Source organism: Bacteroidota bacterium (assembly GCA_020402865.1).
Lineage (GTDB): Bacteria > Bacteroidota > Bacteroidia > Palsa-965 > Palsa-965.
The window spans coordinates 24,317-40,952 of the sequence record JADBYT010000016.1 but is presented as its reverse complement, the minus strand read 5'-3'; the positions used below and the strand labels follow the sequence as shown (position 1 = coordinate 40,952).

Sequence of the window (16,636 nt, the reverse complement as noted above, 5' to 3'; positions counted from 1 at the left end):
TGAGATTTGTTATGAGTTCATTTTTTCTCAGACAAGGCGGGGTTTGCAGCAGATACTTGGAGAGTATCAGCAAAAACTCCAACGAAGGATGAGATAAAATGAGACATAACAAAGCCGAAGGATAAAATTTGGACAGCTTCTAAAGGAAACCTCATTTAACGGGTGCTTATTCTCCCGCCGTCTCTTTAATTTCTTTGCGGAAGTTGACTAATTTTTTCAGCAACTGAAACCAGAACGGTGAACCCATTGAAAGTAACAACGCGGTAACAACCCAGCCAAAAGGTGTGGTCCAGCTCAGGTCGTTGTCGTTAATATAATCGCTGAGGTTGTGATGTACGTCAGCGTTGGGCTTTTCCCAGCCAATGGGTAAATCAAAAATGTCAAGTTGAGTAAAAGTATTGTCAACCTGACTAATCATTTTACCCAGCGAGTCAGGATGATTCGCCATACTATCGTGTGAAGCGATGAACTGATTGGCTGCTTTTGTAATTTGTGATGCCAGCATATTGTCGTGCTGCAGTTCTTCAAGCAGGCTGAAGGTATCGGTGTTTGAAAAAACAGCTATGCCAAGCCCGATGAAAAATAACATGCGCTGAATGCGTTGTTTGTACCAGATTGAAACGCTGAGCATATACTGATCAAACCATTTACCAATGTTTTCAATAAGTTGCTCACCGTTATCGGAGAACTGAGCCAGATTCTGTAAAATGAGTTTCGTATCGCCTTCAGGCATGGCTGTTACAGCCTTATTGAATTGTTCAAACGCATTTGTTTCAGCTGTTTCTGTTCCTGATGTTTGGCTTTCCTGAGCAGGTAGTGTGGAATTAACAGCATCAGTAAGTGCAATTGAAAAAACAGATGTAGGAATATGTGAAGGCTTCCGGCCTTTGGCGCTGATAAGTGATTTGACCTGCGGATGCGAATATATTTTATCCAGCAGCGTATTCCCTGCAGATGTATTGCCCAGTAAGCTGGTAATTCCATTCACCAGAAACTTGCTGCGCAGTTTAAACAGATAAACAATAATCTCATTGATTGCTGATGTAGCTACCGAAAGAAGAAGCAGAATAAAAAGAAAGGAAATGCCGAGTTCGATGTAGCCTGATTCTGTCATGATGCGCAGTTTTTACAATTTTATTGCGTGAGACTCATTCGTAAGTAAGTATAATTGCCTGAATTTTGAGCGATCCTGTTTTTTGCAGGTAATGAGTGATACATTTAACGACTGTTTGCTTTTGCAGAAAACGGTTTAATCTATATCCTGCTAATTTATGTTTGAGACTCCCCGATTACTTGAAGCGGAAGAACTTGCACATTTTCATGCGCAAGGCTGGCTTCGCCTTTCGGGATGTGTAAATCGTGAAAAGCTCGAACAACTTGGCAGTGCGGTGGATGCACTTTGCCGCAATCCCGAAAATCAGAACGAGTGGGCCATTGTACAGGGGCTGCATGGAAAAGAGTATGTGATAGGAATAAACAGCATAGTCCCCAAATCAGCGCCTGTGTTTACTGAAGTACTGGCATCGGACTGGCTGCGCGGCATTGCGCAACGTATTTGCGGCGACGATTTTTTTCTGGTGCAGGATTTTGTGGTGGTCAAAAATATTGGCGATAATTCGCCTGTAAACTGGCACCAGGACGTGGTTTCGCCGCATCCCGGCAAAGCAATTATGATTGGCATTTACCTCGATGCGTCTGACGATGACAACGGTGCACTGCGCATTATTCCGCAAAGCCACCTCAGCAAAGTCAGCATCTGTGAACTGGAAAAAATGCCTTATCAAAGTTTGTGCATGCAGCCCGGTGATGTACTTGTACATGATCTCATGCTGGCGCATAGTTCGGGTGTGCTTACCACACAGCCGCAACGCCGTGTAGTGTATTTCGAATTTATGAGTGCGCAGTATGCGGTGGAGCAGGGCATTTACCCGCCATTATTTGTTGAGCAGCGCAGCCGCGTAGTGCCTGCATCCATGAAAGCCGCGCAGGGCGATGCGGCCGCAATAAACGAATTGCAGCAGGTGTATGAAAAAAAACTCAAGGTAAAAGCCGCGTCCTATTGTTTTGAGGCATTTACAGATGTAATGCGATAGGCCGTAGTATGATTGGTTTTCGTAATTTAATGGTCGCAACCATTCAGCCGGTTCATCATGCGTCTCCTTGTTTCTCTTTGTATTTTACTCGCCCTTCCGCTCGCCGCGCAAATTTCGCCGCAAGCTCAGTTGCAAATTAATAGTCAGCTGACTGAAGGTTTTACCCGCACGATTGCTGCTCCTTCATCACCTTCATCTGCACAAACGAATTATATGCCTGTGTGGGAAAAATCGCGGCAAATGAAGGCATTATCCCCCGAAGCATTTATCGCTGCACAGACTCCGCAGCAGCTGCTAAGCACCGATACACTTATCGTAGGACTTGTGGCCAACGACACGCTGGTGATAACCGGAAACTGGACACATACCGGCCCGATCTGGGTGTTTAATGACGGGGTACTTATATTTAATAATGCCACAGTTTCGGATACCGGCGATATTTACGTGTGGGGACAGGGAAAACTGTTTGCACAAAATTCCACACTCAGTTTTCCGCAGGCTTTTTTCTACGAACGTGGTATGTATGCCTTTCAGCAGGGCGAAATTCATTTGCAGAATTGTTCGCTCAACTACAGCGGTATGTCGCACTACCTCGGCCTGGCGGGCAATGTGGTGCTGGAATGGAACAATGTGCACAATACCGACTGGACCACCGCTTCGGTTGTAGGGCAGTCAACAGTAAACATCAGCGGCAGCAACCTCACCGGCGAATACATTTTGCAGGACAGCATCAATGTGCAGTTTACGCATGCCGATTCGGTGATTCTCTGGCACCAGTTTCCGCCCGGCGCGGTAATCAATTACAGCTTTCCGCCCGGCGATACACTTTATAACTACGTATTCAACAATACGCTGCCGGGCATTTCAGGCATAAACTACAACGCCGCTGCCGACTCGTGTACCAATGTACTGTGGGCACTCATGCCGGTAAACGGATCGGATGTCACCATCAGCAATTCCGATTTGCGCCTCATTGGCTGCTGGTTTCAGTATGGCGATACGGCGCTGGTACAAGGCATTTTCAATAACACAAACTACAGCAGCTACACCGCGCCGCTGGCCGACCGCAATCTCCAGCTCAACAATACTTCAGTAGAAACATGGAGCATGTATGTGTTCGATTCGTCGGCTGTGCTTATTGACAGTTGTGTGCTTGGCGAAGTAGGCGCGCAGCAGCATGCCGCTATTCAGGCCGGTAACACGGTGGTTGACGGCAGCGGCGGCTATTTCTGGTCAACCGATTCGACTACGGTCTTTGGCATTGGTACAATCTGTTATACCACCTGCCGCAGCGAAAAACAATCGACCTTTGTGCTGGGCTACAGCTGGCTGCCGTTTTTACCGCCCACGGCTGTGCAGCAAAGCACACTCATAGCCGTGCAAAACAACCTGGCATTTGATCCGCTGCCCTACAACGGCGGCGTGGTGTGGATGGCCGCCCTTGAACAGCCCGACACTGCCGCTGTAAACATGCAACTGCCCGTAACCGGCTCGGCCTGGATTGATCAGGGCCCCGACGGAAATCCCACCGCTTTCGGCAGCTACAGCCTGGCGTATCAGTTCCCGGCACAGTCGCTGCAATGGAACGCCATCACCACCAACATAGCTACCGAAGTACGTCACGCCCCGCTCGCCGTGTGGAACACCACAGGGCTGCAGCCCGGCACTTACGTGCTCAAACTCACGCTCTACACCGCCGCCGGCGACAGTGTGGAAGCGCTCAATCCCATTGTGCTTTTAGCTAATCCGCTTTCGGTGCCGCAAACTGATGCGGCCGCAACCACAGTGTATCCGAATCCGGCGCAGGATATTGTCTGGCTTACCACTGCAACACCGGTTGAAGCCGGATTTCTGCGTGTGTATGATGTGCGCGGACGCGAGGTGCATGCACAGGCATCAGGCAGCGGTACACAGTTTTCTGTTAATCTCGGTGCGCTTGAGGCGGGTGTGTATTTTATCAGGCTGAGCAATGCGGGCTTTGTGCGGGTGGTGAAGGAGTGATAAACCTGTAGCTATCCCAAACACGCCGTTTGCATTGATTTGTTTCACACTTTATGTATAGATAATATGCACATGAAACATGCTGCATGAATTCTTCTTCCCTAGCTAACTCTGGATTCCCGTTATCTGGTTCAGCCCGTTGAACGTCTTTCTTGACCGGCTTTGTGTTGCTTTAACGCACCATTTCAAGCATGAATTGATTTGTTGCTTACAGGCGGCTCTAAGTATTTATGCCCGTTTTCTTGAGTTCATTTTTGGGCTTTTTTCCACTCAGGTTGTATAAATCAGCAAGGTTGAAATTTGCTGGTTTTACGCCTGTTTATGATGCTTTTTGCTTTGTTGGATTGTATGATTTTGGGTGAATAGTGGTTTTTTCTCCTGCGTATTCGGTAATAATCTTGTCATGTCAATTTTTTCATCACCACAAAAACAGTCTCTCAGGCTGATAGAATTTTTCTAAAGACGCTAATTGCTTCCGGTATTTCTCAAGCGGTTCATTTTCCGAAGGTTTTCGGGGCGGAAGAATATTGCCAGAAATAAAGCACGTGCGGAATCGTTTGCCGCCTGGTTACAAACGAATCGGGGCAGTGCCGGTAAACAACACTGCGGCGGTTTCCGAAAAGCCTGCGAGTAGGAATCATTTAATTCATCAAACCCATGTCAACCAACAAATCAAACAACAACCTGCACCTTGTACAGAACCAGTGGGGTGGTTCTTCAGCTCCGTGGAATCCGGGCGGAATTTTCCTGATCGGTTCAAGAGATGGTCAGAATGTGGTAGCACTTAATGTGACCTCAGCCGATGGTGGCAAAACACTTACAGGCACCATGACGTATGCCAGAGAAGGTCAGATCGGGTTCCGGGCCACCATGACGCTGTGCAACAATTATGCAGTGGAAAACCAGTGGGGCGGAAGTTCCGCACCGTGGAATCCCGGTGGCACCTTCGTACTCGGAAGCCGTGGCAACCAGCGTGTGGTAGCCATCAACATCAGTTCTGCCGACAACGGCAACACCCTTACGGGCAGTATGACGTATGCCGGCGAAGGCCCGATCGGGTTCAAGAGTCAGCTTGTGGATGGCGGTGCCTATTCGGTGCTCAACTCCTGGGGAAGTTCAAAAGGTAATCCCGGCGGTATTTTCATCATGGGCGGCCGCGCCGCTCAGAATGTGGTGGCCGTAAACATATCGTCAACCGATGGCGGCAATACACTTTCCGGCACCATGACATACGCCGGCGAAGGTCCGATCGGTTTCACCGGTAAATTGTATGGCGCTAATAACTACGTAGTGGAAAACTCGTGGGGCGGTACATCCGGTCATCCCGGCGGCACATGGCTCATCGGTAGTCGCGAAAGCCAAAACGTGGTGGCCCTGAACATCAGCTCTTCCGACGGCGGAGCCACACTCAGCGGCGATATGACCTATGCCGGCGAAGGTCATATCGGGTTTATCGGCAACCAGCTGTAAGCAGTTTATCCGATGCACCAGCTCCCGAAACTAAACATCGGGAGCTGGTGTTTTTTTGGATATAGGTAAGTATGAAAATTCTCTAACAGTTACTCAGAAGGTATGTGCGTAGATGGGAAATCGAGTGATTATTTGCCTGCTTCAAAATTATCGCCGATGTGTTAACCGATACGATTATTACGCCGAAAATTTCCTGGGTTTCGTTCAACTCGCTTGCACAATTATTCTCGTGCGGGAATTTTGAGATAGGTGCTGGTTATTGCGTTGGTGTAAGTTAAAGATGGGCGAAAAATGCTTGTTGCGTGTTTTAATTGCGGGCTTTTATGTTTGTGGTTTTTGGGGGGCGTATTGGTGATGCTTAGTAATTAAGGATTTGTACCTCCGCAGAGATTGGGAAATTGAGGTTTATCGTAAATCAGTTTTAAGTATTATTTTTGAAGACCCCATCTTTCAATTATATGACACCCCACAATTATATGACACCCCTCAAGTATATGACACCCCTCAAGTATAGCCTGTCAATTTTATTTATGGTCGTGTATTATCTGGCTTATTCCCAAACTCAGTTTTGGGGAACCACAAGCAGAGGAGGCGAGTCAGGTACCGGTACTATTTTTAAAACCAATAACAATGGTAATGCACATACCAGAGCCTATAGTTTTAATGTGCAAAACGAAGGGTTTAACCCACAGTACAATACTTTGCTAAACGGGCAGAACGGTAAGCTTTATGGAATGGTGCCAGCGGGTGGTGCTTACGGTATCGGGGTATTGTATTCATACAATCCAACAGATTCTACATATCAGAAACTACACGATTTTTCAATTAATGACGGATACGGTCCTCAGGGTGCATTGGTACAATTGCCAAACGGGTTGATTTATGGTTTAACCAACAATGGCGGGGCAAATTCACTCGGTACTCTTTTTAGTTTCAATCCGGCCACCTTAACCTACACAAAGTTGCACGACTTTACTGGATTAACTACAGGCAGCAGACCTCAGGGCGGTTTATTATACGCATCAGACGGAATGCTTTATGGTGTTACCAGAGAGGGGGGAACTAGTAACATTGGCACCATTTTCCAGTTTAACCCATTAACAAATGTATTTACCAAGAAATACGATTTTTCAAATACTACCGGTTCCTCCCCCATGGGGACTTTAACTCAGGGAACAGATGGTAATTTATATGGAACTACCCAGCAGGGCGGTCTTTCTTTTACAGGAACTATTTTTAAGTTCGATCCTGTAACATCTGTTTTTACCCACATTACATCGTTTAACGGTGCTTCAAATGGTGCTTTTCCTTACGACGGGATGATTCAATTGCCAAATGGATTATTTTATGGGTTAACTCAAACCGGTGGTGTTAATGGTGCCGGAGCAATTTATCAGTTCAATCCTACTACTCAAACCACTACGCTGTTGTATAGTTTTTCTATTCCCGGAGGTGGTGGTAACATGCCCATGGGCAAACTTATTTTGCATACAAATGGGAAACTTTATGGCACTACGGGAACCGGAGGTGCAAACAATAACGGGACAATTTTTGAATTTGACCCCGTGACGCTGATTTACACAAAAATTGCTGATTTTAACGCCTCTGTAATCGGTAAAGCTCCGTTAACAGGACTTACAATTGCCAATAATGGATTGTTGTATGGAGTAACCAGTGTCGGTGGATTTTATGATTTTGGTGTTTGCTTCAGAATTAATCCAACCACACAGGTGTTAAATAAATGTTTTGAATTCGGACAAATTCACAACGGACGCAATCCTACAGGGTCGTTATTATATGCGTCTGATGGAATGCTTTATGGAATGACTGAAAGCGGCGGTACAAACAATGCAGGTATTATTTATAGGTTTAATCCCGGAACCAATCAGTTTACCAAACTTTTCGATTTTAATCCGGTTGTTTCAGGTAAAACACCCACTTCTTCACTAATACAAACTCCTGACGGGAAATTGTATGGTATGACAAGGCGGGGCGGAAACAACGATTTGGGTGTATTGTTTCGGTTTGACCCGGTAACACTTGCTTATTCAAAACTCGTTGATTTTTCGGGAACCAGTAATGGTGCTTTGCCTTCCGGATCGCTGCTACTTGCTTCCAATGGACGATTGTATGGCACAACAATACAAGGTGGAACTAATAACCGTGGAGTACTCTTCGAATATAATCCTGCAAATAATTTATTCACAAAACGCTGCGATTTTGGCACACCTGCAGTAGTTGGAACCGGCCCCAGAGGAACACTTATTCAGGCATCAAACAACAAACTCTATGGAGTAACTTCCGGAAGTTTTTCAACCATAAATACAGGATATATATTTGAATTTGATTATTTGACTAATTCCTATACTGCCTTGTATCAGTTTCCATTATCTACATTTTTTATGTCTCCCGCGCCTATTCTATCTCAGGCACCCAACGGAAAATTTTATGCTCTCACTGCCACTGGCGGTTTATACGGTAACGGTACTTTATATGAATACAACCGTACCACCAATACGTTAAATTTTAAGCATGATTTCTTTACCCCTGATTCGGGTAATGAGCCAGACGGCGGTTTGATGCTGGCCAGTAATGGTAAATATTACGGAATAGCGTCGAAGGGGGGAAGTGCCCAAAATAATACATTTGGAACTTTATTTGAATATGATTATCTGAGCGATACATTAATTGTAAAACATGTTTTTGAGGGACCAGACGGGGCATTTCCCGGCTATCTGAAATTGGTTGAAATTCCTTTTGTATTCTCTGTCGGAAATATTCCTGCTTCAATTTGTGCAGGAACTACTACCGCTTTACCATTCTTTCTTAACGATAGTTGTGATGCGGGAAACTCCTTTACTGCTCAGCTATCCGATTTAAACGGCTCTTTTGCTTCACCAATAAACATAGGCTCACTGAGTGGTCGTACATCCGATACTATTCAGGTAACGATTCCCGCCAATATGCCTGCAGGAAATAACTACCGGATTCGAGTAATTAGCTCTATCCCTTCTATGATAAGTGCTGTAAGTTCAACTCCTTTATCAATTTTACCTCAACCGCTTTTAACCGTTTCAAACAATATTTCAATCTGTAGTGGCGACAGTGCCCTGCTTGTTGCCAGTTCGTCTTTAAATAACTTTGTATGGCAACCCGCAATAGGACTAAACACAGTCACCGGCGATTCTGTAATTGCATTCCCTCTCAGTACTACCAGTTATTCGGTTTCGGTAACAGATAATAATGGATGCACAGGAGTGAGAACACTGAATGTTACAGTTAATCCTTTACCCATAACCATAGTACCCGATACATTTATATGTGCAGGCAGTTGTATTAGCTGGAATGCCAACGGTGCCAGTACTTACAGTTGGACTCCCGCTACAGGGTTAAGCAGTACTACTTCTGCCAGTCCGCTTTGTTGTGCCAATGTAGCAGGTATTTATTTTATTACAGGTACAGATAGTTTGGGCTGTAGTTCAGTTGACACGGCCACACTGGCAATTAGAGCCATTCCCTCTGTTCAGGCCGGAAGTGATACCACAATTTGTGAGTTTCTGTCTGTACAGTTACAAGGTAACGGAGGAATTAGTGCAAGCTGGTCGCCATCATCCACTCTCAGCAATCCGCTGGTTTTTTCTCCGTTTGCTTCGCCTTCTGTAACCACTACATATATTCTTACGGTTACCGGCAATAACTCTTGCACTAATATCGATTCAATAACCATATTTGTAAATCAGGCTCCCGCTGTTTTTGCAGGTGCCGACACGGCTGTTTGCTTTGGTCAAAGCGTGCAATTAAACGGAAGCGGAGGCATAAGTTGTATCTGGCAACCTTCCAATACGCTTAATTCGGCCACACTTTACACTCCAGTTTCAACGCCCATAAATACCACAAACTATATCTTATCGGTTACCGACAGTATAGGTTGTTTTAATTCGGATACGGTAAGTGTAACAGTAAATCCATTGCCTCCCGTACCAACTATTACTCAATTCGGCCCCACTCTTTTTTCTTCCGCATCATCAGGAAACCAGTGGTACCTAAACAGCAATTTGCTTGCAGGTGCAACTAATACTACTCTTGTTCCCCAAACAAACGGCAACTACGAAGTAGTTGTTACCGACAGTAATGGCTGTATGAGCCAGTCTGGAATATATTTTTTCGGATCGGTTTCTGTGGCTAATCACAATCCACCTGCGCAAACCATACTTTTCAAAGATGTGGAAGGAGGAAATATTGTGATTAATTCACCTTTGGCAGAATCGGGTGTTTTGAAAATTTATGATTTTACAGGTAAGCTTGTGTTTCAGGAACATATTGAAACGAATAATCAGATTTTCAGGTATTATCTGCCCCAGTATTGCAGGGTGGGTTATATTGTTAATTGGTGTGATTCGGGTGGGAGTTGGAGCGTAAAGTAGTTGGGTAATTAGAAACTGTTTAAGAATTATCCTTCGGACATCTGTAAAATCAGTTACACGATCAATGCAATTGAAAGCTACCACCACATTGTACGTAAAGTAACTGAAGTTAATGTGAACACCATTTGGTAAGGAAAAATGTTTGATAAACAAAATCAATTAGCTTCACTCATGACAGAAAACTGAGCCTCTAAATCCGACTGTCAGATCAAGTTCCACCCATAACAAATAATCTTACTGAGAAAACAGCTAAAAACAAAAAGAGAAACAACGCTTTCGCTCTGTTTCTCTTTCTGTTCCGTAGCCCGTAGGGGAATCGAACCCCTGTTACCAGAATGAAAATCTGATGTCCTAACCCCTAGACGAACGGGCCATTTGTTCATTTGGGAGTGCAAATGTAAAACCGATTTCGAAATCTCCAAAATCTTTCACCAAATATTTTTACTTTTTTCTGGCTGTCAGGCTTTTAGAGATTATTTTGGTTTCAGTAACCAATGTAATCCGTATCGGCCTGGAAGCGGAAGCCTAAGCGTTTGCCGGTTTTCAGGCTCATCATGGAGCTGTCTTCCTGTACCTGGCCCAGCGTAATCACCTTCACCTCGTCAAACGGCGGGGTAAACAGGTCGAAATCGAGGCAATACACCACGCTGCTTTCCACAATCTGGCGCAGGCCTTCGGGGCTTATTACCGAGTTGGCAAAGTCGTTGTACAAAAAGCCCAGCTGGCGTTTGCCTTCCACAAAAAAATGCCGCTCGTTGTTTACAAAAATGCGGGCAATCAGGTAGCCCAGGTCGTTCAGGCGCTGGTACTTGAATGAGTCGGCCAGGAAGTTGTACACGTTTATCACCCCGCAATAGCTGCGGCCGGGGTTTTCCTTTACATAGCCGGTTTTCCAGATGTGGTGGCTCGTGTCAAACTCAAACACATTGGTGTGCATGTGAAAAAGCAGCACATCGCCGGCCACGCGCAGCTCAATTTCGTAAGCGTTGCGTTCGCGGAATTCCACCACTATGCGTTTGTCAATGGCTTCGGCCAGCGGCTTCAGGTCGTTGGCTACACTGCGCACCACTTCCTTGAGTTGGTTAAACAGGTCAATGGTGGTGTAAAACACATCCTGCTTGAGCGATGATTTTTCGCGCAGGAGTTGCAGAATAATGTCGCGGCTGTTGCTGTTTTCACTCATGTGCGGGTCGTTGTAGTATTGGCGCTGTTTGTTGGCAAAAGGGTTTGCATATAAACAGCAGAGTGGCTTCTTTCGTTGAATACCGTGCTGAAATTTAATTAGTGGGCATCTCTAAAAACTTGAAAGATTGAGGCGGGCGAAAGAGCGAAAACCGGAGTTTACTTGTGTAAATGAGGATTTTTGCGATGAGCCCAACGAAGAGGTTTCGAGTTTTTAGAGATGCCCTTTTTTAATAGGCGCGGGCAAACACCACGCGCTGGGCTGAGGGCTGCCCGCTCAGTATGCATACACCGGCTTCCTGCGGGTTATTAAGCGGAATGCAGCGTATGGTGGCTTTGGTTTTGTCTTTAATCTTCTGCTCGGTTTCGGCGGTGCCGTCCCAGTGGGCATATACAAAGCCGCCTTTGTCAAGCGCAGCTGTAAATTCATCCCACGTGTTTACATGGTGGCTGGCGGCAGCACGGCGCTCCTGTGCTTGTTTATACAGGTTGTCCTGTATTTCGTGCAGCAGTTTTTCAATGTGGTCGGCCAGTCCGGTTTGCGACACAGCGCCTTTCGTAAGCGTGTCGCGGCGGGCCAGTTCCACCTGGTTTGCCTCAAGGTCTTTGGGTCCAATGCCAATGCGCAGGGGCACACCGCGCAGTTCGTACTCGGCAAATTTCCAGCCGGGGCGCTGCGTATCGCGGTTGTCAAACTTCACGCGTATGCCGCGCATCACCAATTGCTTTTCAATTTCGGCCACACGCTCGGCAATGCGGGCGCGTTCTTCGTCGGTGCGGTATATGGGCACAATTACTACCTGCGTGGGCGCCAGTTTGGGCGGCAGCACAAGGCCGTTATCGTCGCTGTGGCTCATTACCAGTGCGCCCATCAGGCGGGTCGATACGCCCCAGCTTGTGGCCCACACGTGTTCCAGCTTGCCGTCTTTGTTGGCAAACTGCACATCAAACGCTTTGGCAAAATTTTGCCCCAGAAAGTGCGATGTGCCTGCCTGCAGTGCCTTGCCGTCCTGCATCAGTGCTTCAATGCAGTAGGTTTCTTCGGCACCGGCAAAGCGTTCGCTGGCGGTTTTTATGCCTTTAATTACCGGCACGCCCATGTAGTTTTCTACAAAGTCGGCATACACATGCAGCATGCGCTCGGTTTCTTCTATGGCTTCGGCTTTGGTGCTGTGTGCGGTGTGGCCTTCCTGCCACAAAAACTCGGTGGTGCGCAAAAACAGGCGGGTGCGCATTTCCCAGCGCACCACGTTGGCCCACTGGTTTATCAGCAGGGGCAGGTCGCGGTAGCTTTGTATCCAGCCCCGGTAGGTATTCCAGATAATGGCTTCCGAAGTGGGGCGCACAATCAGTTCTTCCTCCAGTTTCGACTCAGGGTCCACCATCAGTTTACCCGGATTGTCGGGGTCATTTTTCAGGCGGTAATGTGTCACTACCGCACATTCCTTGGCAAATCCTTCGGCGTGGCCTTCTTCCTTTTCCAAAAAACTTTTTGGCACAAACAGCGGAAAATAAGCGTTCACGTGTCCGGTTGCTTTAAACATCCGGTCAAGCACATCGCGCATGTTTTCCCAAATGGCATAGCCATACGGTTTAATTACCATGCAGCCGCGCACGTCAGAGTGTTCTGCCAGATCGGCTTTTGTTACAATGTCCTGATACCACTGGGAATAATCTTTCTCGCGTGTGGTTAAGTCTTTGGCCATAATTTTGAAGTAAATTGTAAGGACGGCAAAGATAGTTTTTTTGCGCGGCTGCACCTCCACACCTTCCTTGTCTAAAAATACATCGCAGGGGTGGAGGAAATGGTTTTTGTTTGAGGTAATTGAAACACATTGTGTCAAACTATTTTTCAGGAGCACAGTTTAAGGCGCATCAAATAACCACCTGTCCCGCCTTCCGCTATACTCCTCGTCGCACCCACAAAAAAGTGGGTACTCCTGCGGGGTGCCGCTCCAGTCGGGGCTAAGTGCAAACCGTCAGGTGCATTTCAAAATCACACATTGGGCACGTCATTCACATCCGCCTGTTTATCAATTCCTGCCGCAGAAGGGCATAGGCCGCCCGTAACACGTAGCTTTACCCAAAGCCACACAGCAGCTTTCCATTCAACCACTACAGCATGTTAGCACTTATCGACTACATCATCATCGGCGCCTACCTTTTGCTTTCACTCGGCATTGGTCTTTATTACCGCGAGCGGGCGGGCAAAAGCCTGGGCGAATTTTTTCTCGGCGGGCGTTCGCTGCCGTGGCACATTGCAGGCATTTCCATGGTGGCCACCACCTTCGCGGCCGATACGCCGCTGGCCGTAAACGAACTGGTGGTGCAAAAAGGCATTGCCGGCAACTGGCTCTGGTGGTGTGCGCTTTTTGGCGGCATGCTCACCACGTTTTTCTTTGCGCGTTTGTGGCGCCGCTCAGGTGTGATGACCGAAGTGGAGCTTACCGAACTCCGCTACGGCGGCAAACCGGCTGCCATGCTGCGCGGCTTCCGTGCGGTTTACCTCGGCGTGTTTATGAATGTGCTTATACTCGGCTGGGTAAACTTAGCCATGATCTCCATTTTGCAGGAGTTCTTCGGCCTCAGTGCACAAACAGCGCTTATGTGGACCGGCGGCGTCATGCTGCTTACCGCGTTGTATTCGTCCGTGTCGGGGCTCATGGGTGTAGCTATTACGGATATGGTGCAGTTTATTATTGCCATTGCCGGCTGCATTATTCTGGCCATTCTGGTGGTCAATTCGGCTGAGGTGGGTGGTATTGAGGGTATGAAGGAAAAGCTGGCCGTGTCGCATCCGGGCAGTTTGTCGTTTTTCCCAAAACTGGGCAGCAGCGGCTCGGTAGCGGGCGAATTTACGCTCGGCATCGGTGCCTTTCTGGCCTTTGTGGGCGTGCAGTGGTGGGCCAGCTGGTATCCGGGTGCCGAACCCGGCGGCGGCGGCTACGTAGCGCAGCGTATGATGAGTGCAAAAAACGAAAAGCACGCCATCTGGGCCACCCTGTTTTTTCAGGTGGCGCACTATTGCCTGCGTCCCTGGCCGTGGATTCTGGTAGGCCTCTGCTCACTCATTCTTTATCCTGATCTTACTGAGGCTACCGCCCGCATGGGCTACGTGCGCGCCATGAAAGATTATCTGCCCGTGGGGCTCAAAGGCCTTATGCTGGTGGCTTTTCTTGCGGCCTACATGAGCACCATTTCCACGCAGCTCAACTGGGGCGCCAGCTATTTAGTGAATGATTTGTACAAACGTTTTCTCAAACGTCCAGCGCAGCTTGGCAGCAATGAAAAAGCCGAAAAGCATTACGTATCGGTTTCGCGCCTCATCACCATCCTCACCATGCTGCTTTCGCTGGCTGTAACACCCATGATTACGTCTATTTCGGGCGTGTGGAGTTTTATTATGGAGTGTGGCGCAGGGCTGGGGCTGGTGCTCATTCTGCGCTGGTACTGGTGGCGCATCAACGCCTGGAGCGAAATTACGGCCACGCTGGCGCCGTTTGTGGTTATGGGCGCGCTGGCGGTTATGCGCAGCGGTCTGGCGGCTGATGCCGTATTGCCGTGGTGGGCCGAATTTCCGGGCAGCTTTTTCCTCACGGTGGGCGTAACCACGGTTTCTTGGCTGGCGGTTACTTTTCTTACAACGCCGGAGAACATGGGCACACTCAACCAATTTTACACCCGTGTGCGCCCGGCCGGCGGCTGGAAACCGGTGCGTGTGGCCCTGGGTATGGCCCCCGAAAAAACGCCGATACTCGGCCTGCTGGTGTGCTGGCTCAGCGCGGTTATGTTTACCTACAGCCTGCTGTTTGCCACCGGTTCACTCATTTTGCACGAGTGGGTAAATCTGGGCTGGTATGCGCTCAGCGCAGGCATGGCATTCGGGGTTTTCAGGTATGCGGTGGGCAAAACCAATGTGTTTGCCGACTAAGCGTAAACCGGCTTCATGCGAAAGGTGTAAATTACGGGGCCGTTTGCGTGCTGCTTCGGCATTTTTTCGTTTATTTGCATCAAATTTCAGCACACCGGATTTAACTTAAACCCATCAATGATTTTCAACGGTTTCCCTGTTCGCTTGTCGGCTCTTTTTCTCGGGGCTGCTATGCTTGTTGCCGCCGGTTGTTCCGATACCCCCGAGGGTGGCGAAAACAATGGCAACGACAAAGATTCGCTGAATGTTCCCAGCAACAACCTGCAACTCAAAGGGCAAAACTTCATGGTGCCCTCGCCCGTGCAAATTGCCGGTATGATCAAAAGCAGCGGAGCGTTGTACAATAAGGAAATGCTCAACCCCGCGTCCAATCTCTCCCGTTATTCCGACGATACCAAGCGCGCCCTCAATCTCGGCATTTACGGTGCCGATCTGGGCTATGTGTCCATATACGAAAACTCATCAGACGCACTCGGCTATTACAAAACCGTAATGACGCTTGGCGAACAGATGCGCATTACTGCCAGTTTTGATAAGCAGTTGCTTGAGCGTTTCAGCGCCAACATCGGCAAAAAGGATTCGATCATGAAAATTGTGGGCGAAAGCTACCGCCGCAGCGACGAGTTTCTGAAAGAAGGCGATCGTGAGCATGTGGCCGCGCTCATTCTGGCCGGTGGCTGGATAGAAAGTATGCACTTCGCCCTCAGCGTGTATAAGCAAAAGCCTGATCCCGCCATGGCCGTGCGCATCGGCGAACAGAAAAATACCTGCGCAGGCATCCTCAAGCTGCTTGTCGATCAGGAAAAGCCCGAGTTTGAGCCGCTCATTAAACTTTATCAGGAGCTCAACGGCGCTTTCAGCAGCATCGAACTCAAATACACCTACGCCGAGCCGGTTACCGACAATGCCAACAAAATTACCACCATCAACGGCAAAACCGAGGTAAACATCACACCCGAACAGCTTACCGCACTTACCGAAAAAGTAACTGCACTGCGCAACTACATCATTAATTAATCCCTACGGCAAGTAAGTTTATGAAAAAGCTTCTCACCCTTCTTGTGCTCACCGTTGCGGCGCTGGTGTTTGGCCAGAGCAAGGCTGTTGCGCAATGCGACTCGACCACCAAAATGATTACCCGCCACATTGTGCCGCCCTTCGTAAGCGACGGGCAAACTTACCGTGCGCTGGTGCTCTCCAACCAAACCGCCGAGTTTCAGGCCACTTTCTTTGCTGGATCTACCTACCGCATTGCTGCGGGTACCGGAACTTCCGACGGAAACCTCATTTTCAGTGTGTACGATCAGGATCATAACCTGCTCTTTACCAATAGCCAGCACAGCAATGCGCCCTACTGGGATTTCCGCGTAAACACTACTGTAAACGTAATTATCGAAGCCACACTCAATCCGGCTGCCGGAAAAGAATCGGGCTGCGCTATTCTGCTTATCGGCTTCAGACCGTAAAACCCGCTCAGTATTTCGATAAAGCAACCGGTTTCAGCGATGAGACCGGTTGTTTTACTAATGGGTAAT

Annotated in this window: 10 protein-coding genes and 1 tRNA gene; 7 read left to right on the top strand and 4 right to left on the bottom strand. The window is 48.0% G+C overall.

The features are described 5' to 3' along the window. Positions 1–166 precede the first annotated feature (166 nt). Entirely contained in the window at positions 167–1,114 is a 948-nt protein-coding gene (locus tag IM638_12575; GenBank protein ID MCA6363866.1) for a hypothetical protein, read from the bottom strand. Positions 1,115–1,271: 157 nt separating this feature from the next. Between IM638_12575 and IM638_12570 the strand changes: the two genes are divergently transcribed. The 4 genes from IM638_12570 (at position 1,272) to IM638_12555 (ending at position 9,988) form a co-directional block, all read left to right on the top strand. Then, entirely contained in the window at positions 1,272–2,093 is an 822-nt protein-coding gene (locus tag IM638_12570; GenBank protein MCA6363865.1) for a phytanoyl-CoA dioxygenase family protein, read from the top strand. A 240-nt stretch (positions 2,094–2,333) separates the two neighbouring features. Further along, positions 2,334–4,094, top strand: coding sequence for a T9SS type A sorting domain-containing protein (locus IM638_12565; GenBank protein MCA6363864.1), 1,761 nt, complete (start codon positions 2,334–2,336; stop codon positions 4,092–4,094). A gap of 657 nt (positions 4,095–4,751) precedes the next feature. Next, entirely contained in the window at positions 4,752–5,564 is an 813-nt protein-coding gene (locus IM638_12560) for a lectin ESA-2 (GenBank protein MCA6363863.1), read from the top strand. A gap of 494 nt (positions 5,565–6,058) precedes the next feature. Beyond that, positions 6,059–9,988 carry a hypothetical protein gene (locus IM638_12555; GenBank protein ID MCA6363862.1) on the top strand — a complete coding sequence of 1,310 codons (3,930 nt, stop codon included), beginning with the start codon at positions 6,059–6,061 and terminating at the stop codon, positions 9,986–9,988. Positions 9,989–10,289: 301 nt separating this feature from the next. On the opposite strand, the gene IM638_12550 is transcribed toward IM638_12555, so the two are convergent. From IM638_12550 to IM638_12540, 3 genes are all read right to left on the bottom strand, one after another. Continuing rightward, positions 10,290–10,361: transfer RNA gene (locus IM638_12550), tRNA-Glu, on the bottom strand. A gap of 111 nt (positions 10,362–10,472) precedes the next feature. Next, positions 10,473–11,171 carry a hypothetical protein gene (locus IM638_12545; protein MCA6363861.1) on the bottom strand — a complete coding sequence of 233 codons (699 nt, stop codon included), beginning with the start codon at positions 11,169–11,171 and terminating at the stop codon, positions 10,473–10,475. 229 nt (positions 11,172–11,400) lie between these two features. Continuing rightward, the gene (locus IM638_12540; protein MCA6363860.1) at positions 11,401–12,876 is read right to left on the bottom strand and encodes a proline--tRNA ligase; all 1,476 of its coding nucleotides are present in this window, start codon (positions 12,874–12,876) and stop codon (positions 11,401–11,403) included. Positions 12,877–13,292: 416 nt separating this feature from the next. On the opposite strand from IM638_12540, the gene IM638_12535 reads away from it, so the two are divergent. From IM638_12535 to IM638_12525, 3 genes are all read left to right on the top strand, one after another. Continuing rightward, positions 13,293–15,101, top strand: coding sequence for a Na+:solute symporter (locus tag IM638_12535; GenBank protein MCA6363859.1), 1,809 nt, complete (start codon positions 13,293–13,295; stop codon positions 15,099–15,101). Between the two features lie 171 nt (positions 15,102–15,272). Continuing rightward, positions 15,273–16,118 (top strand): hypothetical protein, encoded by an 846-nt coding sequence (locus tag IM638_12530; protein ID MCA6363858.1) that lies wholly within the window; start codon positions 15,273–15,275, stop codon positions 16,116–16,118. Between the two features lie 20 nt (positions 16,119–16,138). Further along, positions 16,139–16,567 carry a hypothetical protein gene (locus tag IM638_12525; GenBank protein ID MCA6363857.1) on the top strand — a complete coding sequence of 143 codons (429 nt, stop codon included), beginning with the start codon at positions 16,139–16,141 and terminating at the stop codon, positions 16,565–16,567. The last annotated feature ends 69 nt before the right edge of the window (positions 16,568–16,636 follow it).